The 13,834-nt window shown below is 67.9% G+C and carries 13 protein-coding genes; 5 read left to right on the top strand and 8 right to left on the bottom strand.

The window, feature by feature from the left end:
• The first annotated feature begins 170 nt into the window (after positions 1-170).
• Both NI1_RS31345 and NI1_RS31340 read left to right on the top strand, forming a co-directional pair.
• Positions 171-812 (top strand): GntR family transcriptional regulator, encoded by a 642-nt coding sequence (locus NI1_RS31345; protein WP_067828195.1) that lies wholly within the window; start codon positions 171-173, stop codon positions 810-812.
• Positions 812-2,029 (top strand): MFS transporter, encoded by a 1,218-nt coding sequence (locus tag NI1_RS31340; RefSeq protein WP_084524064.1) that lies wholly within the window; start codon positions 812-814, stop codon positions 2,027-2,029. Before NI1_RS31345 ends, NI1_RS31340 begins: the two co-directional genes overlap by 1 nt.
• Position 2,030: 1 nt before the next feature.
• On the opposite strand, the gene NI1_RS31335 is transcribed toward NI1_RS31340, so the two are convergent.
• Positions 2,031-2,720: a dienelactone hydrolase family protein gene (locus NI1_RS31335; RefSeq protein ID WP_067828192.1), complete on the bottom strand. Its 690-nt coding sequence runs from the start codon at positions 2,718-2,720 to the stop codon at positions 2,031-2,033.
• A gap of 163 nt (positions 2,721-2,883) precedes the next feature.
• Between NI1_RS31335 and NI1_RS31330 the strand changes: the two genes are divergently transcribed.
• A complete protein-coding gene (locus NI1_RS31330; protein WP_067828189.1) occupies positions 2,884-3,876 on the top strand; it encodes an LLM class F420-dependent oxidoreductase in 993 nt (330 codons plus the stop codon).
• Here NI1_RS31330 and NI1_RS31325 read toward each other — a convergent pair.
• Positions 3,857-4,126: a hypothetical protein gene (locus tag NI1_RS31325; protein WP_067828186.1), complete on the bottom strand. Its 270-nt coding sequence runs from the start codon at positions 4,124-4,126 to the stop codon at positions 3,857-3,859. The genes NI1_RS31330 and NI1_RS31325 overlap by 20 nt on opposite strands.
• An 88-nt stretch (positions 4,127-4,214) precedes the next feature.
• Here NI1_RS31325 and NI1_RS31320 point away from each other — a divergent pair, with 88 nt between their 5' ends.
• On the top strand, positions 4,215-5,021 hold the full coding sequence (locus tag NI1_RS31320; RefSeq protein ID WP_067828184.1) for an MBL fold metallo-hydrolase: 807 nt from the start codon (positions 4,215-4,217) through the stop codon (positions 5,019-5,021).
• Positions 5,022-5,094: 73 nt separating this feature from the next.
• Here NI1_RS31320 and NI1_RS31315 read toward each other — a convergent pair whose 3' ends face one another.
• Complete coding sequence (locus tag NI1_RS31315; protein ID WP_067828181.1) at positions 5,095-6,414, bottom strand: glycoside hydrolase family 1 protein; 1,320 nt, start codon at positions 6,412-6,414, stop codon at positions 5,095-5,097.
• A 68-nt stretch (positions 6,415-6,482) separates the two neighbouring features.
• Here NI1_RS31315 and NI1_RS31310 point away from each other — a divergent pair, with 68 nt between their 5' ends.
• Positions 6,483-7,055: a TetR/AcrR family transcriptional regulator gene (locus NI1_RS31310; protein WP_169815657.1), complete on the top strand. Its 573-nt coding sequence runs from the start codon at positions 6,483-6,485 to the stop codon at positions 7,053-7,055.
• On the opposite strand, the gene NI1_RS31305 is transcribed toward NI1_RS31310, so the two are convergent.
• From NI1_RS31305 to NI1_RS31285, 5 genes are read right to left on the bottom strand one after another with little or no spacing between them, the layout of a single operon-like run.
• Positions 7,052-8,569, bottom strand: coding sequence for a YfcC family protein (locus NI1_RS31305; protein WP_067828178.1), 1,518 nt, complete (start codon positions 8,567-8,569; stop codon positions 7,052-7,054). The genes NI1_RS31310 and NI1_RS31305 overlap by 4 nt on opposite strands.
• Entirely contained in the window at positions 8,566-9,915 is a 1,350-nt protein-coding gene (locus tag NI1_RS31300) for a M20/M25/M40 family metallo-hydrolase (RefSeq protein WP_067828175.1), read from the bottom strand. The genes NI1_RS31305 and NI1_RS31300 overlap by 4 nt, the downstream gene beginning before the upstream one ends.
• Positions 9,916-9,966: 51 nt before the next feature.
• A complete protein-coding gene (locus tag NI1_RS31295; RefSeq protein ID WP_067828172.1) occupies positions 9,967-11,040 on the bottom strand; it encodes a Rossmann-fold NAD(P)-binding domain-containing protein in 1,074 nt (357 codons plus the stop codon).
• On the bottom strand, positions 11,037-12,461 hold the full coding sequence (locus NI1_RS31290; RefSeq protein ID WP_067828170.1) for a pyridoxal phosphate-dependent aminotransferase: 1,425 nt from the start codon (positions 12,459-12,461) through the stop codon (positions 11,037-11,039). Before NI1_RS31290 ends, NI1_RS31295 begins: the two co-directional genes overlap by 4 nt.
• Positions 12,458-13,483: a helix-turn-helix transcriptional regulator gene (locus tag NI1_RS31285; RefSeq protein WP_067828168.1), complete on the bottom strand. Its 1,026-nt coding sequence runs from the start codon at positions 13,481-13,483 to the stop codon at positions 12,458-12,460. The genes NI1_RS31290 and NI1_RS31285 overlap by 4 nt, the downstream gene beginning before the upstream one ends.
• Positions 13,484-13,834 lie beyond the last annotated feature (351 nt).

The raw sequence follows: 13,834 nt of genomic DNA, 5'->3' as shown, positions 1-13,834 counted from the left end.
CAGACCTCCCTGTCTCCTACTGGCAACATGCCAACACGCGAATCATCCCCGCCCGGATGCCTCCCGCGCAAGTGAGGGCACCCGCATGCTCTTCAACCGGGGCAGGTCGCCCGGGTGATGCCAGCCACAGGCCAGCAAATCCAACCGGTTGGTCGCCTAGGCTGCGACTTGTGTCTAAGACGTATTCATCCGCCGAGCGCGCCTACCGTGAGGTCAAGGAACGCATCCTCACCGGTGAACTGCCCGGCGGCGAGCTGATCAGCGAAGGCGAGATCGCCACCCTGCTCGGCACCTCGCGGACACCCGTACGCGAAGCCTTCCTGCGCCTCGAGACCGAGGGCTGGATGCGGCTCTACCCCAAACGCGGCGCCCTGGTCGTACCCGTTCCCTCCCACGAAGCCGAGCATGTGATCCACGCTCGCTACGTGGTCGAAACCGGCGCGGTACGCGCGCTCACGGCCACCGGCCGCACCACCCTCATGCCCCGTCTGCGCGCCTCGCTCGAACACCAGCGCGCGCTCGCCGCCGCGGGCGATCTCGACGAATTCGCCGTCGTGGACGCCGATTTCCATCGCGAATACGTGGTCGCCGCGGACAACCCGCTGCTGACCGCCTTCTACGACTCGCTGCGCGAACGCCAGCGCCGCATGAACAGCGTCGCGCTGCGACACGGCGAGACCGACACCGACCTGATCATCGAACAACACACTCGCCTGGCCGATCTCATCGAAGCCGGGGACCCGACGGGATTCGCCGCGGCGCTGGCGAAGCACCTGACGGATGTGCATCGAGTGGAATTGAGAGGACAGTAATGGCCACGCTGACCCCCGTCGGCGCCCCGCCAACCCGCGTCTCGACCAAGGCTTGGCTGGGCGTGGCCCTCGCCATCTTCGCGATCGCCTGGGGCGGAAACGAATTCACGCCGCTGCTGGTCATGTACAAGCGTGACGGGCTGCCGGTCACCACGGTGGATCTGCTGCTGTTCGAATACGTACTGGGAATCGTGCCGGCGCTGCTCATCGGCGGACCGCTCTCGGATCGCTACGGGCGGCGCCCGCTCATGCGCCCCGCGCCGCTGATCGCCGCCACCGGATCGCTGCTGCTGGCGTTCGGCGCCGATGCGGTGCCGATGCTCTCCGCCGGGCGGGTGCTGTGCGGGGTGGCATTGGGCCTGGCCATGGCCGTCGGCAGCAGCTGGCTCAAGGAACTCTCGCAGCCGCCGTACGCGCCGCAGACCGCACCGGGCACCGGGGCACGACGTTCGGCCATGAGCCTCACCGGCGGATTCGGTGTCGGTGCGGGCGTGGCCGGTGTGCTCGCGCAGTGGGCCCCCTGGCCGGACACCCTCGCGTATCTGATCAACGTGCTGCTGTGCGTGTGCGCCGCCGCACTGATCTGGCGAACGCCGGAAACCGCTGTGCCGCAGCCGGACAAGGCCCGTTTGATCGACGATCTGAAGGTGCCCGCCGCCGGTCATCGCCGATTCGTGTGGATCGCGCTGCCGGTCTCGCTGTTCCTGTTCACTTCGTCGGCAACGGCTTACGCCATCATGCCGACGCTCATGATGCCCGAGGTGCACGGTGCGCCGATCGCGTTCTCCGCGCTCATCACTGTCATCACCCTGGGCTGCGGATTCGGCATTCAATCGGTGGCGCGCCGGATCGACCAGCCCGGCACGCTGCGGCTGCCCGCGCTGGCGCTGACGCTGATCATCGGCGGAATGGTCGCGGCCGCAGTCGGTTCCGGCCTGATGCAACTGTGGCTGGCGGTGCTGACCGCGATCCTGCTCGGCATGGGCTTCGGCATCGGGCTGGTCGCCGGCTTGCTGGAGATCGAACGCATTGCCCGGCCCGACGATCTGGCCGGACTGACCGCGGTGTTCTACGCGGTCAGTTACCTCGGTTTCGGCGTTCCCGTGGTGATGGCGCTGCTGCACGACAGCTTCGGTCTCGGTTACCCGATCATGCTGGGCGCGTTGGCCGTACTCGCCGCGGGGGCGCTGACGCTGCTCACCCGCGGGCGGGACTGACTCAGGCCAGGTGCTTGTCGAAGAAGGCGAAGATGCGGCGCCACGCGTCCTCGGTGGCCTCGTGGTTGTAGCCGAGTCCGGTGACCTTCAACAGTGGTTCGGCCGGGGTCTCGTTGGCGAAGGAGTGGGTTACGCCCGGATAGGTTTTGACGTCGTGCTCGACGCCGTAATCGGTCAGCACCTTCTCGAGCTTGGGACCGCGGCCGGGGTTCATCGGGTCGTTGCGGGCGTAGCTGGCCACCACCGGGCACGCGCCGCGCAGGAAGTCGGCGTATTTGCCGCTGCCGGAGGGGTAGAACGGCGCGGCGGCGTCGAAACCTTTGGGGGACACCAGGAGTGCGAAGCCGCCGCCGAGACAGAAGCCGACTACGGCGATCTTGCCGGTGCAGTCCGGGTCGGCGGCCAGGAGTGCGCGGGCGGCGAGGATGTCGCGGGTGCCGACGCCGGCCACGCCGGTCATGACCTCACGCAGCAGGGTGGGCACGCAGCGAACGCGACCGCGCGCGAACAGGTTCGGCGCGATGGTGAGATAGCCGTTGTTGCTGAGCCGGCGCACCGTACGCTGGGTGTCGACGGTCATGCCGAGCCCGTCGTGCAGGACCACCACGCCGGGCCGGGGGCCGGGGCCCGCGGGCCGCTCCAGCAGGGCATCGATGGTGCCGTCGGGTGTGGTCAGTTCGATAGTGCTCATCGTCGAGCGCCTTCCCTGTGTGGCGGTCCCCCAGTGGCCGCTGCCGCTCCATGCTAACCCGTCTGGGACAATTTGCTTTTCGGCGCACGGGGCGCGGAATCATTGCGGATGTCCCGGCTCAGCCGAGACAGTGGTTGCTCGGAACACTCGAAGGGAGATTCACGTGCGCTTCGGCCTCTTCGTCCCACAGGGCTGGCGACTCGACCTGGTCGGTATCGACCCGGCGGCACAGTGGGGGGTGATGCGAGACCTGGCGCAACGCGCCGATGCCACCGACGCCTGGGAATCCATCTGGGTCTACGACCACTTCCACACCGTCCCGGTCCCGACCGAAGAGGCCACCCACGAGGCGTGGACGCTGATGTCCGCCTTCGCGGCGAGCACCTCGCGGGTGCGGCTGGGGCAGATGTGTACCGCCATCAGCTACCGCAATCCGGCCTACCTGGCCAAGGTCGCGGCCACCGTGGATCTGATCTCGGGCGGGCGGCTGGAGATGGGTATCGGCGCGGGCTGGTACGAGCACGAATGGCGGGCCTACGGTTACGGATTCCCGTCCGCCGGTGAGCGACTGGCGCGCCTGGACGAAGGCGTGCAGATCTTCAAGCAGGCCTGGACCACCGGCAAGGCCACCCTGGACGGCAAGCACTACCAGGTGAACGAGGCCATCGTGCGGCCGCTTCCTTTGCAGGAAGGCGGGATTCCGATCTGGGTCGCGGGCGGCGGGGAGAAGAAGACGCTGCGCATCGCCGCGAAGTACGCCTCCTACACCAACTTCGCGGGCGATCCGGAGACCTTCACCCAGAAGTCCGAACTGCTGCGCGCCCACTGCGCCGATGTCGGAACCGATTTCGACGCCATCACCCGCAGCTCCAATTTCAACACCCTGGTCGGCGCGACCGAGGCCGAGGTGGAGGAGCGTCTGGCGGCGCTGGTGGCGCGGCTGACCCCGTACACCGGTGCGGAAGGGGCGCAGCAGCACGTCAAGGACCTGTTCCGCACCTCCCCCGCCGTCGGCACGCCGGAGCAGATCATCGAAAAGCTCGCGCAGGTGCGCGATCTCGGCCTCGCCTACGCCATCCACTACTTCCCGGAGACCGCCTACGACCGCTCCGGCGTGGAGCTGTTCGAAAGCGAGGTCATTCCGGCATTGCGCTGAGCGGATCTCGATTCGCGCCCGTGGCCGCGGCCAGCGCGAGCAGCAGCAGCGCCCCCGCCAGCAGCCGCACCCGCGCGGCATCCCGAATACCGTTGCCCGCCGGGAGGTCCGGCGCGTCGATCCGCGGCTGCGCGGGAGCGGTGGCGCAGAGGGCGGCGCGGATCCGCTCGCGCGTATCGGCGTCGATCACCGCGGGCGTGAACAGGGCGACCGGGCCGTCGATCGCGGCGATCGCGCCCCACTGGTGCACCTGGCCCGCTCGAATCCCGTGGAAGGCCAGTTCATCCCCATAGGCTTCCGGTCATAGCCAATCGAGATGACCAGGAAGGCAAGCAGCTATGACCAGCCTCGAATACCGGATCTTCGACTCCGCGGACGCCTCGTTGAACAAGACCAGCGTGCTGGTGACGGGTGCGACCGAGGCCCTCGTGGTGGATGCCGGGTTCACCCGCGCCGACGGCCACCGCATCGTGGCCGAGGTGCTGGACTCGGGCAAGCGGCTCGGCACGGTGCTGATCACCGCCGGTGATCCCGACTTCTACTTCGGCGCGGAGGTGATCGCCGACGCCTTCCCCGAGGCGAAGTTCCTCGCTCCCGCCGACGTCATCGAGCACATTCGGGAGAGCTACGCGGGCAAACTCCAGGCGTGGGCGCACCTGGGCGCGAATCTGCCCACCCGCCTGGTGAATATCGACCCGCTCACCACGGACACCGTCACCGTGGACGGCACCGCGCTGGAGATCCGCCGCGCCACCGACGCCCTGGGCGATCGCGCCTGGTATGTCTACGAGCCCGTGGCCCGGGCCCTGCTCGGCGGCGTGCTGCTGTTCGAGGGCCTGCACGTCTGGACCGCCGACACCGCCACGCCGGAGCAGCGGGCCGCCTGGCGCGGCGCTCTGGACGATCTACTCGCCCTGGACCCCACCTTCGTGGTCGCCGGCCACCGTGCGGCGGGCACGCCCACCGATCAGACCGCCATCCGCCAGACCGGCGACTACCTGTGGTTCTTCGAGAAGGTCATCGCCGACTCCCCCGATGCCGCCACCGCCGAATCCACACTGCTCGAGGCATACCCCGATGCGGGGCTGAAGATCGCCGCGAACCTCGGCACCAAGGTCGCGAAGGGTGAAATGACATGGGGCTGAACGCGATAGACGACTCCCCGGCCGCCGAGGCGCCGGCCCGCTCCACCGCGCTGGTGCGCGCTGCCGCCACCGGCTAGCGCGGGACGGTCACCGGATCGGTGCAGCTGTCCAGCGGATCGACCAGCGAGCACGGCTGCGGGTTCCGGGTGGGCCGGTAGTCCGCGGGAACGCCGCCGGCGCGGGTGATCTCGGTGTAGGCCGGGACCGCGTCGGTGGGCTTGCGGGTGAGGCTCGGGTCGGTCAGCACGTCGACCGTGTACAGACCGAAACGCGGTGTGTAGGAGCCCCATTCGTAGTTGTCGGTGAGGCTCCAGTAGTTGTAGCCGATCACGTTCATGCCGTCGGCCTTGGCGCGCTGGATCCAGTAGATATTGTCGCGGAGGTTGTCGGCGCGGGTGTAACCGTCGGCGCGCGGCTTGCCGTCCTCGGTGGGCATGCCGTTCTCCACGATGTAGAGCGGCTTGCCGGGGAACTTGCGCGAATAGTGTTGCAGCGCATAGTAGATGCCCTCCGGCTGGAGCGGCTTGGTCCACATGTCCTTGACCGCCGCCTGCGAGGCGATAGTGTCCGGCGAGAGGCCGTAGTAGTAGTCGATGCCCACGTAATCGAGCTTGGCGGCGATACTGTCGACGAAACGGCCGTTGGCCCCCTCCTCGAAACCCGGCATATAGGCGACGTTGCTGGTGACCAGCGCCCCGGGCTGCTCGGCGTGGATGTAGTCGTAGATGCCGTTGTGCGCCCGGGCCAGCTTGTCCTGCATGGCGGTGAACGAGGTCGCGGGCATGCCGCCGTAGCCGATCTCCAGCGCCACATTGGCGATGGGTTCGTTGAACGTCACCCACAGCGGGTCGGCGCTCGCGAACCGATCGACCACCACGCGGGCATTGGCCAGCCAGTCCTCGACGATGCCGGGATTGCTCCAGCCGCCGCGATCCACCTCCCAGCCCGGGTACACCCAGTGGTCGATGGTGAGCATCGGGCGCATCCCGGCGGCGCGGATGGTGGCGATGACATCGTCGTAGAAGCGCAGGGCGTTCTCGTCCCACACCCCGGGCTGCGGCTGCACGCGCGCCCATTCGATGCCGATGCGATAGACCTTCACACCCAAGTCCTTCGCCAGCTGGATGTCGGACTTGTAGCGGGTGAAGAAGTCGATCGAATCGCGGTACCGATCGGAGACCTTGCCGCCGGCCACATAGCGCGACCAATTGCTGTCCGGCGCATGCCCTTCCGACTGAAAGCCGGAGGCCGCCACGCCCCACATGAAGTCCGCGCCCAACGGCTCGACCCGCGCGGGCGGTTCGGGGCGCGCGAAGGCCGGGGCCGCGGTCTGGGTGAGCGCGGCCGAGGCGGCGAGGACGACGAGGGCGAGATTGCGGCGGCGGAATCGCATATCGAAAACCGTACAGTGCTCGGTTTTGGCTCGCAAGGCAGCCCACCAGCAGCGCATACACTCGGGCGGTGGCGAAACGCGGGCCCTACGGCAAGGGCATCGAACGACGAGAGCAGATTCTCGAGGCCGCGCTGGCGACCATCGCCGAGCGCGGGTTCCTCGCGACCTCGGTGGCGGAGCTGGCCGAGGCGGTCGGGCTGAGCCAGAGCGGATTGCTGCACTACTTCGGGTCCAAGGAGGAGCTGTTCGTCGCGGTGCTGCGCAAGCGCGACGAGATCGACGGGGCCGCCATGGCCGCCCACTACGAGAATCCCGAAGACCTCATAAAGATCATCCGACGCAATATCGAGGTGCCGGGCCTGGTCGAGCTTTTCACCCATATGCAGGCGGCCGCGGCCGACCCGCGTCATCCCGCGCACGAGTACATGCGCGAGCACTACCGGCGCAGCACCGCGGGGATGATCGCGGTGCTGCGCGGTATGCGGGAGTCCGGCCGGCTACCCGAGCACGTCGATATCGAGGCCATGGCAACGGTTTTCCTGGCGCTCACCGACGGTTTGCAGTCGCGCTGGCTGATCGACGAGAGCATCGATATGACCGCGCATCTGCGCCTGGCCTGGGAGCGTTTCACCGAGAGTTAGCCGATCAGAGCCGCGACCGCCAGGAACGCGCAGATCAGCACGAACAGGATGCCCATCAGCGGGGCGATGAACTTGACGTAGCGGTCGTAGCGCACCTTGGCCAGAGCGATGCCACCGGTCACCACGGCCGTGGTCGGGGTGACCAGATTCGCCCAGCCCGAGGCGGACTGCCAGGCCGTAACCACCAGGGAGCGCGGCACATTCGCGAAATCGGCGAGCGGGGCCATGATCGGCATGGCCAGGGTGGCGTGGCCGGAGGTGGAGGGGATGAGGAACGCCAGGGGCACGTTCACCAGGAAGACCGCCACCGCGAAGACCGCCGAGGAAGTGCCGGTCACCACGCCTTCGAGGGCGTGCAGCACCGTCGAGGTGATCTGGGTGTTGTTCATGATCACGGTGACGCCGCGGGCCAGCACGATCACGATGCCCGCACCCACGAAATCGCCGAAGCCCTTACCGATCTGCTCGGACATCCTGGCCTCGCCGAGCCCGCCGACCAGGCCCACCACCACCGCGCCGACCAGGAACAGGGCGGTCAGCTCCGGGAAGAACCAGTCCAGCTCCCACGGATACTTCTGGGCGTCCGGGCCTTTGACGACGGTGCCCCACGGGATGATCGAGAAGATCATGAAGGCGAAGGTCAGGCCGACCAGCCACACCACCGCGACCTGGCGCTTGGTCATCGGATCCGGTTCGTGCTCCTCGGCTTTCACATCGCGGTCGCCGGGCAGCCAGCCCGACCACGACTTGTCCGGATCGGATTTCACCCGGCGGGCGTACCAGAGCACGTAGGCGACGGTCACCGCGGTGAGCACGACGAGCATGGCCACGCGCAGCACGATGCCGTCACCGATGGCGATGCCCGCCGCCGAGGAGGCGGTGCCGGTGGCGAAAGGGTTGACGGTGGAGCACAACACGCCGATGCCCGCGCCGGAGATGATCGCGCCGACCGCCGTCATGCGGTCGTAGCCCAGCGCCAGCATCAAAGGCACCAGCAGCGCGTAGAAGCCCAGCGTCTCCTCCGCGAAGCCTTCGACCGTGCCCGCCACCGCGAACACCACCATGATGCCGACGATCAGCAGGAAGGAACGGTCGCGCAGTTTGTAGGCGAGGCGGCCGATACCGCTGTCCAGCGCACCGGTGGCGAAGGCGACGGTGATGAACGCGCCCACCGCCAGCACGAACATGAAGACCGCGGCCGCGCCGTAGAGGTCACCGGAGAGATCCGGGCCGACCTGCCCGGTCTTGTCCTGAATGCCGTAGAGCCCGTTGATCGGAGCCAGGAACAGGTCCCGCAGCCGTTCCACGAAACTCTTGGCCGAGTCGATGCGGTGATAGGAGCCGGCGATCGGATGGCCCTTGTCGTCCATCTCGTAGACGCCGGGCGGGATCACGAAGGCCAGCAGCCACACCGCGACCGTGACGCCCGCCAGAATCGTGTAGGTGGAGGGGAATCCGCGCTTCTTGCGGTGTTGCCCGGGCTGTGGAGCGGTGTCTACCGCCGCTTCGGTCACTTGCGCATCCTGTCCGCGAAGAGTTGGAAGAATTCGGCCTCGGCGAGCGCGGTATTCCTGAACTCGCTCAACAGGACTCGCTCGTTGAAGCCGTGCATATTGCATTTGGAATCCTCGACGCCGAGCATGAGCACCTCGGAGCCGGGATTGGCGGCGGCCATCGAATTGGTGAGCGGAATGGAGCCGCCCATGGCGGAGTCGACCGCGTCGGTACCCCACGCCTGCTTCATGGCCCGGCTCATGGCCTGATAGGCGGGACCGCTTGTGCCGGCGGCGAATCCGGCCCCGACATCCCCGGCGGTGACCTGGAGTTCGATGCCGAACGGCTTGACCTTCTTCAGGTGCTCGATCACCGCGCGCTGCCCCTCGGCCGGATCCTGCTCCGGGTGCACGCGCACGTTCAAATACGCCTTGGCGTACGGAACCACCGCCGAGGCAGCGGTTTTCGTCGGCGGGGCGTCCAGGCCGATCACCGTGATGGCCGGGCCGTACCAGATCCGCTCACCGATCGGACCTGTTCCGAGCAACGGCATCCCCGGCTCCATGCCGGTGACTTCCGCGAATTCCCGGTCGGTGTAATTCATTCCGGTCCACTCGTCCCGGCGCAGCCCCTCGACCGCCACATTCCCGTCGGCATCGTGCAGGGTGGCCAGCCCCGCCATGAGCGCCAGCAACGCGTCCGGCGCCGCGCCACCGAACTGCCCCGAGTGCACGGGCGCGGCCAAGGTGCGGACCTCCACGAACACATCCGCGACCCCGCGCAAGGCGGTGACCAGCGTCGGCGTCCCGGCGCGAATATTGCCCGCATCGCAGATGAGCAATGCGTCGGCCTGGAACAACTCCGGATGCTCGGCCGGATAGTCGTCGAACCCCGACCCGTACTCCTCCTGCCCCTCGATCACAATGGTGACGCCCACCGGCGGCTTACCACCCCAGGCCCGCAGCGCACCGATATGCGCCACCACATTCGCCTTGCAATCGGCCGACCCCCGCCCATAGATCGCACCGTCCTTCTCGACGGCCTGGAACGGCGGTGTGTTCCATCGTGATTCGTCGCCGGATGGCTGGACGTCGTAGTGGCCGTAGAGCAACACGGTCGGCGCGCCCTCCGGCGCGGGAATCCGCCCGTAGATCACCGGTGAGGTGTCGGGCAGGTTCAGCACCCGAATGTCGTCGACCCCCGACTTGCGCAATTCATCGGCAACCAAGTCGTGCGCGCGCTGGACATCCTCCTTGGGATAATCCGGAAACGCGATGGATGGTATCGAAACCAGCTGCTCGAGCAGGCCCGTCAGGTCGGGCAGCAGCGCATCAATGGTGCCGGGAAGGTCCGTCCGCAGATCCATTGCCACATCGAACCACCCGATAGCCCGGATTCAGCGAATCTCCGGCCATGTCTACGGAACGGCTTTGCGGGCGGCGGCGAGACCGAGGATCTCGGTGGCGGTGGCAGCGCCGTAGGCCCGGCTGGCCAGGTTCGGGCGGGCGGCGGGGTAGTTGGAGCGGTGCATGACGAGGACGCCGGAGGGGAGGCGAACGGTCGTATTGGCGACGGTCGCGATGCAGTTGCCGCCGGCTTTGGCGGTCAGGTCGACGACTATCGCGCCGGCCGGAAGTGCCTCCAGCCCGGCGTGATCCAGCAGAACCGGGGCGACGTTTCCACGCTGCCCAGCGGCGCACAGGACCAGATCGGGGGTACATCTCCGGACTACATCCGCCACCGCGTCGGCGGTCCCCGCGACGCGGAAGTCGCCGGCACCGGCCTCGAGGGCGGCGGTGCGCTGCGCCGGGCGGTTGCCGACCACGGTGGGCGGCTCATCACCCGCCGCCACGGCCGCCGCGACGGCCGCGAGCCCCGCCTGGCCCGCGCCTATGACCAAGGCGCGCACCCCACGCTGCCGGGTCGGCGCAGGCGGCAGCGCGGGCACTCCGGGAGCGGGGACGCGACCGGCCGGAACGACTTGCCCGACTGCGACAGGCGACGCCGATACCGGGTGCGGCCCCGGTTCGCCGGAGAGCAGGGCGCGGGCTTCCCGATAGGCCACGGCGCCGGCGATGCGGCTCATGGCCGAAAGCGGATCCGGGGGGCCGTCGGTGCTGCGGTGTGAAAGTAGCTCGAAGGCAATCGATTTCACCCCGCGCGCGGTCAGCTCGGCGAGGCGGGCGCGCCGGTGGATCGGATCCTGGAACCCCATCAGCACCTGCCCCGGCCGCAGCGGTAGCGAATCCAGTCCGCGGGCAGGCGGTTTCACCCAGGCGACCACGTCCGCCGCCACGAATACCGACTCCGGGTCCGACATCAGCACCGCTCCGGCCATGCGGTACCCGGCATCGGTGAAGTCGGCTCGCCAGCCTGCACCCTGCTCGACGAGCACCTGGATGCCCCGCTCCGCGAGCTGTCTCACATCGGCGGGGGTCAGGGCCACCCGCCGCTCACCGTCGGCGGTCTCGCGCGGCACGCCGACGATCACGAGGCGACCGCGATGGCGGGAATTCGCAACTCGCCCAACGCATCCGGGTAGGACACGCCCGAACGCAGGCGTTGCAGCAGGAGCTCCAGACGGTCGAAGAGCTCGCCGAGCAGGTCACCCGGTTCGGCGTCCTGGTGGCGGCGGGGGGCGGCGACGTTGAGGCGGACGCCGAGGCGGCGGGAACCGGTGCGGTCCAGGGCGACCGAATCGATGCCGGCGACGGTGAGCAGAAGGTCTTCGAGTTCGTAGGGCTCGCGGACTCCCGCGCTCGCCATGAGGTCGGCGTCGAATTCGACGGTCATGAACATGCCCTGGCGGCTGCCGAGGGGGCGGAGTAGCACTGCGCCGCAACGGGTGTTGATGTCCTCCAGCAGGCGGTAGGCGGTCTCGACCTGGTCGCGTAGGTAGCGGCGGTTGGCGGCCAGGTAGGGCTCGGTGGTGTGCTCGATGGTGGCGCGGACCAGGTGGGTGGTCTCGCGTTGGAACGAGACGCGCAGGCGTTCGCGGATGGCGGCGAGCCAATTCGGGTCGCCGGAGCAGACCGCGCCCACCTTGCAGGGGCCGAAAGCGTTGAACGCCTTCGAGTTTCCGGTGATGCTGACCATGCGGTCGTAGAGGCGGACCGGGCCCGCGGGAGTGTCGACGGTCAGGGCGGCCAGGGGCAGGTGGTCGTCGACCAGGAGGTCGAAGGACATATCGCAGATGATCGGGGTGTCGGCGGCGATCAGGACGCGGGCGATCTCGGTGAGTTCGGCGACGGTGTAGTCGCCGACCACCGGATTGCCGGGCAGGGTGAGCATGACGCCGCACAGATCACCTTGGCGCGCATGCTGTTCCAGAGTGCGGGCCAGGGCGCGGGGGTCGATCTTGAAGGAGCGGTCGGGGGTGGCGGGACTGGTGACCAGCGTCAGCCCGAACTTGACGATGTGCTCCTCGGCGCTCTTGTAGTAGCCCTCCGGGCTGACCAGCACGCCGCCCGGACGGGCGATGGTGGCCACCGCCTCCTCCAGCAGGATGGTGCTCGAGTAGGGGCAGACCAGGACCTCCTCCGGCGCGACCCGGACGCCCGGCACCGTCGCGACCGGCCGGTGCAGGCGCTGAAACAGCCGCTCGGCGGCCAGCTTCCGGAGCATCGAGGGCTGGCGCTTGTCGTACAGCCAGCCGTTCCAATACTCCGCCGGCTGCGCGCCCGTCATCAGCTCGCGCCAAGCCACGTCCAGGGCGGCCGCGGCGGCCGGATCCATCGGCAGCTCGGTCTCCCCGTGATAGGCGTCGATGACGCCCTGGTACACCCGGCCGTGCGTCCCGCGAAAGACCGGATGCTCGCCCAGGAAGGCGCGTGCGGTCTTCTTGCGCTCGTCGGAACGATTCGCCAGGCTGACCCGCTTGGCGCGGGACCACAGTGCGGTCGGTTCGCTCACCGGGCGGGGCCTTCGACCGGCGACTCCCCATTGGTCTCGCCCCAGGCGCGCCGCAACCCGGCACGGAACAGGGCGCGGCAGTCGTCCTGCGCGAGACGCTGATAACGGGCCAGTTCCGGTCGCGCCGCGACATCGTTGACCACGAGAGCCATTCCGGCACTCCTGAGTTCGTAGAGTTTGTTGAATCTGCGCTGGGAGAATTGCACGTCGTGCTTCAGCGCCGAGAAGCGGGTGGCCACCCGTTCCCGGCGGCCCATATCGTATTCCCCGGTCGCCACATAACTCTCGTCGACGATCAGCATGCTCTGCGCGTTGCTGGCGAAAGCGCGATTGATCAGCACCGTCTCCACCCCGGCCCGGACCTGCTGCCAGAGTTTGTCCTCGTACGGGACCACGTCATCGATGGCGTCCACCACGTACAGCCGGCGCACCGAGACGCCGGCGCCGGCCAGGCGCAGGATCTCCTGGTGGTATTCATCGCCCACGTCGCCGCCGATGGTGCCCAGGTCGGCGGTGTGAATGGCGCAGATGGCGGTCTCGGCGCGGCCCAGCACGGTAAGCCAGTCGTTGATGGTGTTCCATTCCCAGACCGTGGCGCTGCCGGAAGGGATTTGCGTCAAGACCTCTTCCGCGCGCTCCAGCTGCCGTTCGGCGATCGAGCGCAGCGGCTCCACCTCGCCGCGCGCGCCGGCCGCGTCCACCAGGCTCTGCGCCACCGCCAGCACCCGGGACACCACGTCGGGGTCCTTGCCGAGCAGGATATTGAAGCGCATGCGGAGTTCGCTGGTGGCGATGTCGCCGTCGGATTCCTCGACGCCGGTGGGCAGGCGTTCGCCCAGCACCGAGCTCAACCGTTCGCGCAGCGCGAGAGGCGGTATGCGCGTGTTGTTTTCGATCTGCTGGACCAGGCTGCGTGAGCAGCCGACCCGCGTGGCCAATTGCGCCTGTGTGAGGTCGCGTTCCTTGCGGAGTCGGCGCACCAGTGTGCCGACCGGCTCGCCCTCCGAGGTCGAGCGAGACATGCCGTGTCTCCCATCATGTTCTGCATTGCTGCGCCCAGAACGTGTCGTGCGTGCCCCATCCTAAGCACGATGTGTCATGTATGCCAGGCACCTGGAGTGGGTTTTCTGATTTTCAGTTTTGCGCTGGGCCGGGGCGGGTTTCGCGAACCTACCAGCGAAAATCTTGATACCTCGAGGCGAGCATTGCTGCCACTTCCAGAGTGGTTTCAGCCTGCACTCCAAGCAATCTCGCCTCAATCCGGGCACTTCTTCGACACATGATGTGCTTACTGACATATTTGTGGCATTTCTCGATTATTCAAATGCCTTACAGGACACAAACTATCGCTTCTCTACATGTGAGCCATGACC

It is taken from the genome of Nocardia inohanensis NBRC 100128, from assembly GCF_001612945.1.
GTDB classification, from domain to species: Bacteria; Actinomycetota; Actinomycetes; order Mycobacteriales; family Mycobacteriaceae; genus Nocardia; species Nocardia inohanensis.
Note: the sequence above shows the minus strand (reverse complement) of the source record. Positions and strands in the feature narration are given on the sequence as shown.